At 73.7% G+C, this 13968-nt stretch carries 9 protein-coding genes; 6 read left to right on the top strand and 3 right to left on the bottom strand.

Features of this window, described 5'->3' with window-relative positions; translation table 11 throughout:
- Window positions 1-184 precede the first annotated feature (184 nt).
- The 3 genes from SM793_RS18475 to SM793_RS18465 all read left to right on the top strand — a co-directional run bounded on the left by SM793_RS18475 (window position 185) and on the right by SM793_RS18465 (window position 6536).
- Window positions 185-3163, top strand: a complete 2979-nt coding sequence (locus SM793_RS18475) for an AfsR/SARP family transcriptional regulator (RefSeq protein ID WP_320439302.1) — start codon at window positions 185-187, stop codon at window positions 3161-3163.
- Window positions 3164-3807: 644 nt separating this feature from the next.
- Window positions 3808-4536 carry a class I SAM-dependent methyltransferase gene (locus SM793_RS18470; RefSeq protein WP_320439363.1) on the top strand — a complete coding sequence of 243 codons (729 nt, stop codon included), beginning with the start codon at window positions 3808-3810 and terminating at the stop codon, window positions 4534-4536.
- Window positions 4537-4646: 110 nt separating this feature from the next.
- Window positions 4647-6536, top strand: a complete 1890-nt coding sequence (locus SM793_RS18465) for a SpoIIE family protein phosphatase (protein ID WP_320439301.1) — start codon at window positions 4647-4649, stop codon at window positions 6534-6536.
- A 112-nt stretch (window positions 6537-6648) separates the two neighbouring features.
- Here the strand turns inward: SM793_RS18465 and SM793_RS18460 are convergent, their stop codons facing one another.
- Complete coding sequence (locus SM793_RS18460; protein ID WP_320439300.1) at window positions 6649-8853, bottom strand: MMPL family transporter; 2205 nt, start codon at window positions 8851-8853, stop codon at window positions 6649-6651.
- Between the two features lie 160 nt (window positions 8854-9013).
- On the opposite strand from SM793_RS18460, the gene SM793_RS18455 reads away from it, so the two are divergent.
- Window positions 9014-9637 (top strand): TetR/AcrR family transcriptional regulator, encoded by a 624-nt coding sequence (locus tag SM793_RS18455; protein WP_320439299.1) that lies wholly within the window; start codon window positions 9014-9016, stop codon window positions 9635-9637.
- 69 nt (window positions 9638-9706) lie between these two features.
- Here SM793_RS18455 and SM793_RS18450 read toward each other — a convergent pair whose 3' ends face one another.
- The gene (locus SM793_RS18450; protein WP_320439298.1) at window positions 9707-10660 is read right to left on the bottom strand and encodes a LysR substrate-binding domain-containing protein; all 954 of its coding nucleotides are present in this window, start codon (window positions 10658-10660) and stop codon (window positions 9707-9709) included.
- Between the two features lie 193 nt (window positions 10661-10853).
- Between SM793_RS18450 and SM793_RS18445 the strand changes: the two genes are divergently transcribed.
- A complete protein-coding gene (locus SM793_RS18445) occupies window positions 10854-11405 on the top strand; it encodes a peroxiredoxin (protein WP_030397082.1) in 552 nt (183 codons plus the stop codon).
- 3 nt (window positions 11406-11408) lie between these two features.
- On the top strand, window positions 11409-11951 hold the full coding sequence (locus SM793_RS18440) for an alkyl hydroperoxide reductase (protein WP_266271271.1): 543 nt from the start codon (window positions 11409-11411) through the stop codon (window positions 11949-11951).
- Window positions 11952-12023: 72 nt separating this feature from the next.
- Here SM793_RS18440 and SM793_RS18435 read toward each other — a convergent pair whose 3' ends face one another.
- A complete protein-coding gene (locus tag SM793_RS18435) occupies window positions 12024-13508 on the bottom strand; it encodes an AI-2E family transporter (RefSeq protein WP_320439297.1) in 1485 nt (494 codons plus the stop codon).
- Window positions 13509-13968 lie beyond the last annotated feature (460 nt).

Here is a 13968-nt window from a genome sequence, read left to right as displayed (position 1 = left end):
CGCCCCACCGGCTCGGCGCGGGCACGGAGTCAGTATCGTAGGGTTGATTAAATGTCCGATAAACATCGTGCGGCTGACCGTGCCGTCCGGCAGAGTCGGCCCCCCGCCTAAGCTGAAGCCACCACAACGGCGGAACCGCCGAGCGCCCTACCGGGAAATCGACACCAGGCCATCGGGGGACTACATGGAGTTTCGGGAGACGCCGCCTGCTCCGGCGCTGCGCTTCCAGGTACTCGGTCCGGTCCAGGCCTGGCTCGACGGCAAGCAACTCGCCCTCGGCTCCCCGCAGCAGCAGGCCGTCCTGACCATGCTCCTGCTCCACGCCGGCCGCCCGGTCACCACCCAGGACCTCGTGGACGGACTCTGGGGGGACCGGCCGCCCACCCAGGCCGTCGCTGCGCTGCGCACCTATGTCTCCCGGTTGCGCACGGTCATCGAGCCCCGCCGCGAGGTGCGCCGGCCCGCCGAGTTCCTGGTCTCGGTCGCCGACGGCTACGCCCTGCAGATTCCCGCCGAGTCCCTCGACATGACCGTCTTCGAGCAGCTCGCGGTCGAGGCCGCGACCGCCCGGGGCGCCGGGGACCTCGACAACGCCCACCACCTGCTGGTCCGCTCGCTGGCGCTGTTCGCCGGCCGCCCGCTCACCGGCGTCCCCGGCCCGTACGCGGACTCCCAACGGCTGCGGCTCGCCGAGCGCCAGGTGTCGGTGGCCGAGGAACGCTGTGCGGTCGCGCTCGACATCGGCCTGCACGCCGAGGTGGTGGGCGAGCTGAACGCGCTCACCGCCGAGCACCCGCTGCGCGAGCGGCTGCGCGAACTGCTGATGCTCGCGCTGTACCGCTGCGGCCGGCAGGCGGAGGCGCTCGGCGTCTACACCGACACCAGGAAGCTGCTGATCGACGAACTGGGCGTCGAACCGGGCTCCGGGCTGTCCGCCATGCACTCCCGGATCCTCGCCGCCGACCCGGCACTGGCCCTCCCGGCCGCCCCCGCGCCGCCGGCCGCCACCCGCGACGAAGGGCCCGCCGCCCCGCCGGCGCCGGCCCAACTCCCGGCGGACGTGTCCGACTTCAGCGGCCGTACCGACATGGTGGCCGACCTCTCCACCGTTCTGATGAACGCCACCGGCCAGGCCGTGGTGGTCACTTCGCTGGCGGGCATCGGCGGCGTGGGCAAGACGACCCTCGCCGTGCACGTCGCCCACCGGGTCCGCGCGGAGTTCCCGGACGGGCAGCTCTACGTCGACCTCCGTGGCGCGGGCGCCTCACCGGCCGACCCCGCCGTGGTGCTCGGCGACTTCCTGCACGCGCTCGGCGTCGCCGAGAACCCGGAGTCGCTGGAGCAGCGCGCCGCCCTCTACCGGTCGCTGCTCGCCAGCCGGCGGATGCTGATCCTGCTCGACAACGCCCAGGACGCCGAGCAGATCCGACCGCTCATCCCCGGGGTGTCCAGCTGCGCCGTGCTCGCCACCAGCCGGTCCCGACTGGCCGGCATCCCCGGCGCGCACCTGGTGGACGTCGAGGAGCTGACCCCGGCGGAGGCGCTGGCGCTCTTCTCCGCGATCGTCGGCGAGCAGCGCGTCGACGCCGAGCCCGAGGCCGCCATGGCCGTGGTGACCGCCTGCGGCTTCCTGCCGCTCGCCGTCCGGATCGCGGCCGCCCGGCTCGCCAGCCGGCCGCGGTGGAGCGTCTCGGACCTGGCCCGGCGGTTAGCCGATCAACGGCGGCGCCTGGACGAGCTCCAGCTCGGCAACCTCGCCGTCGAGACCACCATCGGGCTCGGCTACGGACAGCTGTCCCCCGCCGAGGCCCGGGCCTTCCGCCTGCTCTCGGTGGTGGACTCGCCGGACCTGCCGCTGGCGGCGGTCGCCGCCCTGCTCGGGGTGGGGGAGGACGAGGCGGAGGACCTGGCCGAGGCCCTCGTCGAGGCCAACATGCTGGAAACCTTCTCCGCGGGCCGCTACCGCTACCACGACCTGCTCCGGCTCTACGCCCAGCGGAAGAACGAGCGGATCGGCGACGTCGAGGAGCAACAGGCCGCGACCCGGCGGCTGCTCGACCTCGTACTGCCCACCGTGCGCAACGCGGCACAGGCCATCGAGCCCGACGACCAGTTGCCCGAACCACTGAACCCGCTCGGCTCGCCCGGGCTGCTGTTCCCGTCGAGCCAGGCCGCCCGCGAGTGGCTGCGCACCGAGACCGCCCTGCTGCACAGTTCGGTCGAGGCCGCCGTCGGCGGCCCCAGCGAACTGCTGCGGCCGGCCGTGGACATGCTGATCGTCCTGCACAGCCTCGTCGAGGACCCGACCCACGGTCCCCGGGTGCGCCGGATGCTGGAGACCGCCGACCGGAACGCGGAAGCCTCCGGCGACTCGGCCGCGCTCGCGCGGGTCCACTTCGCGTTCGGCACCCTGCAGTCGATCGCCATCGACTTCCAGAACGCCGAGCAGTCCCTGCGCCGGAGCCTGGGCCTCCAGGACCCGGAGGACATGACCGTGATGCGGTCGATGGCGGCGAACACCCTGGGCATCATGCTCAGCCTGACCAGCCGTCCGGCCGAGGCCCTGCCCTTCCTGGAGCAGGCGCTCGCCATCAGCCGGGTGGTCGGCGCGCCGATCGGCGAGGCCAGACTGCTCGGCAACCTCGCCCGGGCCCAGCTCGGCCTGGGCATGGTCGAGACCGCCGTCCGCTCCGTCACCGAGGCGGTCGCCACCGCGCGGGCGTCCAAGAACGGCCCCTGTCTGGCCGACACGCTCTACCAGCTCGGTGTCGTCCTGTCCGCCGCCGACGAGCCCGGCACCGCCGTCGGGCACCTGCGCGAGTCGCACCGGCTCTACCAGTCGCAGCAGAACCGCCTGCGGGAGGGCTACACCCTGGCCCGGCTCTCCTCCTCCCTGCTCGCCGCCGGCCAGCAGGCCGAGGCGGCGGAGACGGCCGAGGAGTCGCTGGCGATCGGGCTGGAGATGGACTCCGCCTACTGCCAGGGCCTGGCGAACGCCGCGCTGGGCGAAGCGCTGCTCGGCCTCGCCCAGCCGGCACGCGGACTGGCGTGCCTGCGCGAGGCGCACGCCGTCTTCACGCGGCTCGGTGTGCCGGAGGCCTCCCCCGTGGCGGACCTCATCTCCCAGCAGCACACCGAGCCCTCCGCTCCCCCCGCGCCGTAGGCCCCCGTCCCCCGTACTTCCCCCCTGGGGTCCTCCCCGTGAGCGTTCGGTGCTCCCGCAGCCCCCCGGCTGCGGGAGCACCTTCAACGCTTCCCCGGCGCTGGACTCCACTGTGCACCGCGCCGATTGACGTTCGATAAACGTCGGATCGTCGGCCCGCGGATCGACGGATCCCCAGGTCGGCCGGATCGGATCCGCTGCCCGTACGGCGCGCGCGCCCCGGACGCACCCCCTCCGCCCGCGCCTCGTGCTTCCGGAGAGGGTTGCCGTCGGCCAACCGCCACGAGTTGGCCGAAAACGGACCCCATGGCGGAGTGATCACGCATATTCTCGGATTCCAGTACACACACAAGTGCACTTCTCCGGTGGAGCATCCGGCAAAAGGCAGCGCGGCGGCGCTTCCGCAGTGCAGAGTGTCCCTGTGCAAAGAGTCTGTGCAAAGTGTCAGAGTGCAGTCAGCGTGGCAATGCAGTCAGTGTGACGCGGGGAGCGTGACGTACCGCCACCGGCAGCGGGCCGGCGGGGCAGCGCGAGCGCCGGGAGGAGACGGCGGTCCTGCCTCGCGCCTCGCCCAGCCGACCGGAGGCCCGGCCGAAAGGTGCCTCTCAATCGTGACGACCGGACAGATATCGGATCCGTTCCCCATCGACGAGGACGCGGGCGGCGGTCCCGACGTCCTGCGCCGCCGGGCCGCGCGCGCCCTGCAGGCGGTCGCCTTCGACACGATCGGCACCGGTTACGCGGAGGCGTTCCCCTCCAAGCACGGCCAGCTGGCCTGCGGGCGCCGGCTGCTGGCCCGGCTGGAGCCGGGCGCCGCGGTGCTGGACGTCGGCTGCGGCAGCGGCGAACCGACCGTCCGCCAGCTGGTCGCGGCCGGGATGCGGGTCACCGCCGTCGACCTGTCGGACGTCATGCTGACCCTGGCCCGGGAGGCCCACCACCCCGGCCCGCACCCGCCGGCCCTGCACCGCATCGACATGTACGACCTCGCGACCGAACGCGCCGACTCGGCCTGGAACCTGCCGGGGCTCGGGCCCGCCGGGCGGGGCACCTTCGACGCGGTCACCGCGTTCTTCTCCCTGATCCTCCTCCCCCAGGACGAGATCCCGACCGTGCTGGCCCGGCTGCGCGCCCTGCTGCGGCCCGACGGACTGCTGGCGCTCGGTATGGTCGAGGCGGACCTGGACCACGTTCCGCTGCCCTTCCTCGGGCGGGAGCTGCGGATCAGCGGGTACCTGCGGGAGGATCTCGAACGGGTCCTGCTGGACGCCGGGTTCGTGATCGAGGAGCAGGAGGGGCGTCCGTACGCGCCGGCCAGCACCACGCTGCCGCCGGAGGAGCAGCTCTTCCTCCGCTGTCGACGGGTCGGCTGACGGCCGGTCGGCACCCGACGGACCCCGGCGGCGCCGGCGGACCGGAGCACGACCGCACACCCCAGACCAGCAACAGGCCCCAGACCGTACCGATCCCAGGACAGGCACCCGTGCGCGACCAGCTCAAATCCGAGGCCGGACAGCCGCCTGCCCTGCCGCTCCCGCGCCGGTCGCCGTCACCCCCGCCACCACCGGACCCGGCCGAGTCCGGACAGCAGCCGGAGCAGCAGGCCCAGCAGCCCCGGCCGCCGGACCGGGTCGCCGAGCGCCTCGCCTACCTCGACTCCGCGACCCGGCGGATCAACAGCGCGCTCGACCTGGCCGCCACCCTGCGCAACGTCGGCCGGGTGCTGGTCCCCGCCCTCGCCGACGCCGCCGTCGTCCACCTGCGCGACCCGCTGCCCAACGTCGAACGCGAGCCCGGCTTCCCCGAACAGCTGCGGATCCACCACAGCCAGGGCACCCGGCTGGGCCGGCGCGGCCGCCCGGCCGGCGACGACCAGCGCGACCGCTACGGGGACCGCTACGGCAGCCGGTACGGCGCGCGTTCCACCGCCGACCCCGGCCCGGCCACCCCGGTCACCCGCGGCGGCGCGCTCGCGCACACCCTGCTCAGCCGGCGCCCCGCCGAACCGGTCGTACTCGGCTCCGCCGAGGACAGCGGCAGCGCCCGCACCACCGAACTGCTGCGTGAGCTGTACGGCGCCCGGGGCCTGGCCAGGCTCAGCCCGGGCACCTCGGTGCTCGCCCTGCCGCTGCGCGGCCGCAAAGCCGTGCTCGGACTGCTGGTGCTGATCCGGCGCCCGCAGGAGAAGAGCGGCCGGCCCGGCTTCGACGCCGCCGACACCGCCACCGCCACCCACCTCGCCACCCAGGCCGGGCTGGCCGTGGACACCGCGCTGCGGTACGCCCGCGAGTGGGAGATAGCCAACGAGCTCCAGCGCAGCATGCTGCCGCTGCGACTGCCCCAGCCGCACGGTGTCCGGCTCGCCCAGCGCTACCTGCCCGGGGAGCGCGGCGCCCAGGTAGGCGGCGACTGGTACGACGCAGTGCCGCTGCCCGGCAACCGGGTGGCGCTGATCGTCGGCGACGTGATGGGCCACTCGCTCACCTCGGCCGCCATCATGGGCCAGCTGCGCACCAGCGCGCAGACCCTGGCCGCCCTCGACCTGCCGCCGCACGAGGTGCTCTACCACCTGGACGAACAGGCCCAACGGCTCGGCCGGGAACAGCACCTGGCGACCTGCGTCTACGCGGTCTACGACCCGATCGCCAACCGCGTGGTGCTCGCCAACGCCGGACACGTTCCGCCGGTGCTCGTCCAACCGGACGGCACGGCCGAGCTGCTCGACCTGGAGGCGGGGGCGCCGATCGGCGTCGGCGGGGTGGACTTCTCCTCCGTCGAACTGCCCGCGCCGCCGGGATCGGCCCTGCTGCTGTTCACCGACGGCCTGGTGGAGACCCGCAGCCGACCGCTCAGCGACGGTCTCGAACTGCTCCGCGCCCGGCTCTCGGGCACCCTGCGGCACGCGCCCGAGCACCTCTGCCAGGAGGCGCTGCGGATCCTGCCGCCGGGGGACCGGGGCGACGACATCGCCCTGCTGGCCGCCTGTTTCGACGGCATCCCGGCCGGGGATGTCGCGCACTGGTACCTCCAGCCGCGCAACGAGACGCCGGGGCGGGCGCGCCGGCTGGCCGCGCACACCCTGCGCCGCTGGGGGCTGGAGGAACTGACCGAGGCGACCGAGCTGATGGTCAGCGAACTGGTCACCAACGCCGTCCAGCACGCCACCCGCCCGGTGACGCTGAGCCTGGTCCGCACCACCCGGCTGCGCTGCGAGGTCGGGGACGACAGTCCGCTGCTGCCCCGGCCGCGCCGGGCCGGGCCGGAGGACGAGCGCGGACGGGGCCTGCAGATAGTGGCCAGGTGCGCCGAACGCTGGGGCGCGACCCGGCTGGGCAACGGCAAGGTGGTCTGGTTCGAGCAGCGGCTGCCGTGAGGAGGGGGCTGCCCCCGGCGCGTACGCCGGGGCAGCCCCCTCCGTGCTCGGGCCGGACCCGGCCGCCCTCGGCTCGGACCCGGCCTTCAACTCGGACCCGGCCGGCCTCGGCTCAGACCCGCTCGGGCAGCTTCGCCCCCGGGTCGGCGGCGGCCGAGCCGGCCGCCGGCTCCAGCCGGGCCATGAGCTGCTCGCCCTCCATGTCCACCCGCGGCACCACCTTGTCCAGGCTCTTCGGGAACCACCAGGCCGCCCGCCCGAACAGCGCCATCGCGGCCGGCACCAGCGCCATCCGCACCACGAAGGCGTCCACCAGCACGCCCACCGCGAGCGCGAAGCCGATCGGCTGGACGATCGGGTCGTGGCCGAAGACGAACGAGCCGAACACCGCGACCATGATCAGCGCGGCCGCCGTGACCACCCGGGCACCGTTCTTCACCCCGGCCACCACCGCCTCGCGCGGCTCCATGCCGTGCACGTGGTGCTCCTTCATCCCCGAGACCAGGAACAGCTCGTAGTCCATCGCGAGCCCGAACAGCACGCCGATCAGCAGGATCGGCACGAAGCTGACCACCGGCCCGACCTTCGGCACGTCGATCAGGCCGTCCAGCCAGCCCCACTGGTAGACCGCGACGACGGCGCCCAGCGAGGCCGTGATGGAGAGCAGGAAGCCGGCCACCGCCTTCAGCGGCACCAGGATCGAACGGAAGGCGAGCGCCAGCAGCACCAGCGCGATGCCCACGATCACCGCGACGAACGGCGGCAGCGCGTCGCTCAGCTTGGCGGAGACGTCGATGTTGGCGGCCGTGGTCCCGGTGACGTCGATCCGCGCGCCGGTCTCCGCCTGGAGGGCGTCGCGCTGGTCGCGGATGTCGGTGACCAGCTGCCGGGTGTCGGCGTGGTCCGGGCCGGTCTTCGGGATGACCGGGAGGAGCGCGGTGCGGCTCGGCCCGTCCGACTGCGGCGGGAGCAGCGTCCGGACACCCGGCAGCGCGCCGAGCCGCCCGGCCACGCCCTGGACCGCCTGCTCCGGCTGCGCCGCCCCGGCGGCGTCGACCACCACGACCAGCGGCGCGTTGAAGCCGGGGCCGAAGCTGTGGTCGACGAGGTCGTACGCGGTGCGGGCGTCGGTGCCCTTGGCCTGTGAACCGCCGCCCGGCAGGCCGAGGGTGAGGCTCGCGGCCGGCACGGCGAGGGCGACCAGGGCGGTGAGGCCCACCAGCAGCACGGCGAGCGGGCGGCGCACCACGAAGCCCGCCCAGCGCTCGCCGAGCGTCGGGCGCCCGGTGGTCCGCGGCGCGCGCCGCCGAACCGGCAGCCGGTCGATGCCGCGGCCGGCGAAGCCGAGCACGGCGGGCAGCAGGGTGACCGCCACCAGCACGGCGACCACCACGGCCGCCGAGGCGGACAGGCCCATCACGGTCAGGAACGGCACCCCGGCGACGGCCAGCCCGGCCAGGGCGGCGACGACGGTGAGGCCGGCGAACACCACCGCGCTGCCGGCGGTCGCGTTGGCGCGGGCGGCGGCCTCCTCCGGCTCCAGTCCCTCGGCGAGGTGGCGCCGGTGCCGGGAGACGATGAACAGGGCGTAGTCGATGCCGACCGCCAGACCGACCATCAGCGCCAGCACGGGCGCGGTCGAGATGACCTCGAAGGAGCCGGCCACGGTGAACACCCCGGCCATCGCGATCCCGACCCCGACCAGCGCGGTGACCAGCGGGAGCCCGGCCGCGACCAGTGACCCCAGGGTGACCACCAGGACCAGCCCGGCCACGATCAGACCGATCACCTCGCCGCCGTCGACCTGGGCCATCCTGTTGTAGGCGTCGCCGCCGAAGGCCACCGTGACACCGGCCGCCCTGGCCGGGTCGGCCGCCGCCCTGACCGCGTCGCGCTGCTGGTCGGTGATGTCGCCGAGCTTGCTGTCGAAGGAGACCAGGCCGAGCGCGACCGTGCCGTCCGGGGAGAGCGCGCCGGTGGCGTACGGGTCGGGGATGTCGGCGACTCCGGGGACGGCGGCGATCCGGGCGACCGCCTCGCCGACGGCCCGGGCGCTCCCGGGGGCCGCGATGCCACCGGCCGCGTCGCTGCGGAACACCACCTGGGCGGAGCCGTGGGCCTGCGCCGGGAAGGTGTCCTTGATCCGGTCCAGGGTGGCCTGGGCCTCGGTCCCGGGGACCTTGAACTCCTCGGTGGTCCCGCCGCCGAAGGCCGCGGCGCCGCCGCCGACCGCGATCAGCAGGGCGAGCCAGACGGCGAGGACGGTTCGCCTCCGGCGGAAGCAGAGGCGGCCCAGGCGGTACAGGTACGTGGCCATGCGTGCACCTTCGATCGGGTCGTTCGGGCAGGCGGGAGTGGGGTGCCCGGTCGTCCGCCTCACCGTACGCGCAACCTTGTCGCATGACAAAGTCGGACGACGCGAACGCTCGACGAGATCATTCGATCCGGTTGTCCGAACATGGCGATACCCTGGCCCAATGGCTCATGTCCCGGCCGCCGAGCGGCGCCCCCAACTGATCCAGGCCGCGATCGACCTGATGGCCCGCGAGGGGATCGCCGCCGGCAGCACCCGCGCGATCGCGGCGGAGCTGGGCGTGGCACAGGCGACGGTGCACTACACCTTCGGCACCAAGAAGGACCTCTACCGGGCCGTCGTCGAGCAGCTGACCGCCGAGTTCATCGGTCAGGTCCGGGCCTCGGCACCCGCCGAGGGCCCGTTCGGCGAGCAGGTCCGGACGATGGTCCACGCCCTCTGGGACAGCGCCGTCGGCGAGGACGGCAAGTGCGCGCTGATCACCGAGTTCTCCGCGATGGCACTGCGCGACCCGGACCTGCAGGAGACCATGCGGGCGCTCCAGCACGAGATCGAGGACACCGCCGCCGCGCTGCTCACCGGGCTCGCCGCCGCGCACGGACTGACGCTGCCGCTGCCCGCCCGGGAGGTCTCGGTGTACTTCCTGGCGGGCTTCAACGGCCTGAGCGACCGCTACCTGGTCCTCAAGGCCGCCGGCGAGGACCCGGAGCCGGAGTCCCGCCGGGCGCTCGACCTGCTCGTCGCCACCACCGTCGGCCTCTGCCTCGGGGCGTCCGCGCGGCCCTGAGCGCCGTCGGCGGCGGGCGGCCCTGAACGCCGTCGCGTCCGCGCGCCTCCGGTGCGCCCCCCGACCCCGTCAGGACTGGACGATCCGGACCGGCAGCTCGGCCAGCACCTCCCGCAGCGAGGCCGCGAAGCGGTCGTACTCGCCGCTGCGGGCCGAGCCCGGCCGGGCGGCGAGCCCGATCCGGCGGCCCGGCGCGGGCGCGGCGAAGCGGACGGCGGCCAGCCGGTCCGCGCGTCCCGCCTCGACGTCCAGCGCGGTGGCGGGCAGCAGGGTCACCCCGAGACCGCCGGCCACCAGCTGCACCAGGGTGGACAGACCGGCCGCCCTGGTGGTCGAGCCGCCGGGGTCGGCGCCGACCTCGCGGCAGATGTCGAGGGCCTGGTCGCGCAGGCAGTGGCCCTCCTCGAGCAGCAGCACATCCAGGTCGAGCAGCACGTCGCGGGCCACGTCCACCTGCCCGGCCAGCTCGTGGTCGGGCGGGGTGACCAGGACGAAGTCCTCGTCGAACAGCGGGATGTCCCGGGTCGGCGAGGCACCGCCGGCCGGCAGCGCGAGCAGTAGGACGTCCAGCCGCCCGGCGGCCAGTCCCTCCAGCAGCGAGGGCGTCCGCTCCTCGTGGACGTGCGGCTCCAGCTCCGGGTAGCGGTCGCGGACCAGCCGCAGCACGGTCGGCAGCAGGTACGGGGCGACGGTCGGGATGACGCCCAGGTGCAGCGGCCCGGTGAAGGGCCGGCGGGCGGCGTCCACCTCCTCGGTGAGCGCCTGCACGGAGGCGAGTACCCGGCGCGCGTGCTCCAGTACGCGCTCACCCAGCGGAGTGATCATGACCCGGCGCGTCGTACGCTCGACGAGTTGCGCGCCCAGTGACTCCTCCAACGCCGCGACCGCCCCGGAGAGGGCCGGCTGGCTCGTACCGGTGGCCGCCGCGGCCTCCCGGAAGTGCCGGTGCTCGGCCACCGCGACGAAAGCCCTGAGCTGGGCGACCGTCGGCGTCCGGGGGGTGCGCGAGGTGGCGTTCCCCACAGTCGCGTCGGGTTTACGGGCGGAAGCCCTGCGACGGACGGGGCGGGAGGGGGGCGTGGGACTGTTGATAACTCTCTCCGATCAGTCACATCGAGTGTAGCTATTTCCCTGATCAGTCCACGATGTGGAATGGTGGAGACCGTTCCGCAAAACGGACAAACTCCCCTCAGTCTCAACCTCAGGAGAAGCGAACGTGCTCACGATCGGTGACAAGTTCCCCGAGTTCGAACTCAACGCCTGCGTCGACCTGGACGCCGCGAACGCCTTCGCCGAGATCAACCACAAGTCCTACGAGGGCAAGTGGAAGATCGTCTTCTTCTGGCCGATGGACTTCACCTTCGTCTGCCCGACCGAGATCGCCGCGTTCGGCAAGCTGAACGACGAGTTCGCCGACCGCGACGCCCAGATCCTCGGCGTCTCCGGCGACTCCGAGTTCGTGCACCACGCCTGGCGCAAGGACCACAAGGACCTCCGCGACCTGCCGTTCCCGATGCTGGCCGACGTCAAGCACGACCTCATGCGCGCCTGCGGCGTCGAGGCCGCGGACGGCACCGCCCAGCGCGCCGTCTTCATCGTCGACCCGAACAACGAGATCCAGTTCGTCATGGTGACCGCCGGCTCCGTCGGCCGTAACCCGAAGGAGGTCCTGCGGGTGCTGGACGCCCTGCAGACCGACGAGCTGTGCCCCTGCAACTGGACCAAGGGCGAGGACACCCTCGACGCCCAGGCCCTGCTGGCCGGCTGACCCATGGCCCTCGACGACCTGAAGTCCGCCCTCCCGGACTACGCCAAGGACCTCAAGCTCAACCTGGGCTCGGTCATCGGCAACTCCGACCTCCCCGCCCAGCAGCTGTGGGGCACCGTGCTCTCCTGCGCGATGGCCACCCGCAGCCCCGCCGTGCTGCGCGAGCTGGAGCCCGAGGCCAAGGCCAACCTCTCCCCGGAGGCGTACAACGCCGCCAAGGGCGCGGCCGCGGTCATGGGGATGAACAACGTCTACTACCGGACGCTGCACCTGCTCTCCGACAAGGAGTACAGCAGCATGCGGGCCGGTCTGCGGATGAACATCATCGGCACTCCCGGCGTCGAGAAGGTCGACTTCGAACTCTGGTGCTTCGCGGTCTCCGCGATCAACGGCTGCGGCCAGTGCCTCGACTCGCACGAGGCCGTCCTCCGCAAGGCCGGCGTCGACCGCGAGGTCGTCCAGGCCTCGATGAAGATCGCCGCCGTCCTCCAGGCCGTCGCGGGCGTCCTCGACTCCGAGGCCGCCCTGGCAGGCATCACCGCCTGACCCGGCACCACCACGAACGGGCCCCTCGCCCCGGACTCCGGTCCGGGTGGCGAGGGGCCCGTTCGTGGTTGGTCAGGTGGTGGGGGGATGGGGGCGGGTGGCGGCCTCGCGGGCGGCTTCGAGGGCGGTGAAGACGGCCTGGCCGGCCTCGTTGCGGCGGCGGAGGTGGGTGACCACGGTGTTGGTGACCGCGATCAGGGGGACGGCCACGATGGCGCCGCCGATGCCGCCGATGATCGACCCCGCGGCCACGCCGAGGACGACGCCGAGCGGGTGGACCCGGACGGCGCGGCCGAGGATCAGCGGCTGGAGGACGTGGCCCTCGATCTGCTGGACGGCGATCAGGACCACCAGCACCATCAACGCCGTCCACGGGGTCGTGGTGACGAGCGCGATCAGGACCGCGACGGTGCCGGTGACCAGTGCGCCGACCAGCGGGACGAAGGCGCCGAGGAAAATGATCACGGCGAGCGGCAGCGCCATCGGCACGCCGAGCAGCTGGATCCCGACGCCGATGAAGACCGCGTCGATGAACGCCACGCAGACGGTGCCGCGGACGTAGGCGGTCAGCGTGGCCCAGGCCTTGGGGCCCGCGCCGGCCATCGCGTACCGGGAGTGCCTGGGCAGCCCGCGCAGTGCCCAGTTCCAGATCCGCTCGCCGTCGTAGAGCAGGAAGAAGGTGGTGAAGAACGCCAGCAGGACGGCGGTCAGCACCTCGACCGCGATCTGCGCGCCGGTGATGCTGGCGGAGGTGATCTGCTCGCTGTTGGTGCTGATCGCCTTGGTGATCTGGTTGGCGAAGTCGGTGATCTGCTGCTCGGTCAGGTGCAGCGGCCCGGTGATCAGCCAGTCCCGCAGTTGGTCGACACCGGCCTTGACCTTGCTGGTGACGGTCTCCAGGTTGGTGGTCACCTGCCAGACCACGAACCAGCCGACCAGCCCGATGCCGGCCAGTCCGCTCATGAACACTCCGCCGGCGGCCAGTGAGCGCGGGACCCCGTGCCGGCGCAGCCAGGAGACGGTGGGCTCCAGCAGCGCGGAGATCAGCAGCGAGGCGAGCACCGCGAAGGCGACCAGCCGCAGCATGTCGACGATGTAGAAGACGACGTAGAGCGCGGCGCCGAGCAGCAGCAGCCGCCAGGTGGACTCGGCGGCGACCCGCAGGCTCCACGGCACCGCCTCGGCGGGGGTGGCGGGCCGGCCGAAGTGGCCGTGCGGGGTCAGCGGGGCGGCCAGCGGCGCGGGGGCGGGCAGTGCGGCCACCGGGACGGGCGCGGCAGCCGGAACGGGCGCGGCAGCCGGAACGGACGACCCGGACGGTACGCCGGTCACGGCCGCCGCCGCCGCGGGTACGGCGGCACCGCGCGGACCGGGCAGCGGACGGGCGGCCGGAGCCGCCGCCGGGTCCATCAGGTCCACCGGCTCCACCGGGTGGAGGGTCTCGTGGAAGTCGGCCGCCATCGCGGCCCGTCGGCGCCGTTCGATGACGGCGGCCGCGCTCGCCACCACGGCCATGCCCTTGGCCACGGCCTTGAAGGCCTTTCCGCCCCGCGCCATGCTCGCTACCACTTCTCCCCGCCGGAGCCGCCCGCTGCGGCGGCACGCCGTGGGTCCCGCCACGGCCGTCAGGGATAGACGCTACCCGGCCGCGGCGCGGTGAGTCCGCCCGGTGAGCGGGATCCGCGCGGGTTCTTGCGGCGGGGGGCCGGTCGGGCAGGGGTCGATTCCGGGGCAAACCCGGATGTCCCCGGTGGTTTCAGGCACGGGAGAGCGGGGAGGAGTCGAGCGGGAAGCAGGAGCCAAGAAGCCAACTGTCGGCGGACCGGCCGGGCGGGGAGTCACCAGGACCCCTCCCCGTCCCCGCGTCCGCACCCAGGACCGCACCGCCCGTGGGCGCCATGGTCAGCGTCGGCGGGCGGCGCGGCCCGCTTCCCGGACCGCCGGGCCTCCGAAGCACTCTGGCCCCGACCCCGGCCCCGACCCCGAAAGAGCTGCGGAAACGCCGCGGGGGCCCCCC

Source organism: Kitasatospora purpeofusca, assembly GCF_034043715.1.
Taxonomy (GTDB): Bacteria; Actinomycetota; Actinomycetes; order Streptomycetales; family Streptomycetaceae; genus Kitasatospora; species Kitasatospora purpeofusca_A.
This window is presented reverse-complemented; position numbering and strand designations above follow the sequence as displayed.

What these genes read in the sequence shown, in the direction of transcription:
- SM793_RS18475 (WP_320439302.1), top strand. Translation starts at nt 185, where the DNA reads ATGGAGTTTCGGGAGACGCCGCCTGCTCCGGCGCTGCGCTTCCAGGTA.
- SM793_RS18460 (WP_320439300.1), bottom strand. Translation starts at nt 8,853, where the DNA reads ATGGCCACGTACCTGTACCGCCTGGGCCGCCTCTGCTTCCGCCGGAGG.
- SM793_RS18455 (WP_320439299.1), top strand. Translation starts at nt 9,014, where the DNA reads ATGGCTCATGTCCCGGCCGCCGAGCGGCGCCCCCAACTGATCCAGGCC.
- SM793_RS18440 (WP_266271271.1), top strand. Translation starts at nt 11,409, where the DNA reads ATGGCCCTCGACGACCTGAAGTCCGCCCTCCCGGACTACGCCAAGGAC.
- SM793_RS18435 (WP_320439297.1), bottom strand. Translation starts at nt 13,508, where the DNA reads ATGGCGCGGGGCGGAAAGGCCTTCAAGGCCGTGGCCAAGGGCATGGCC.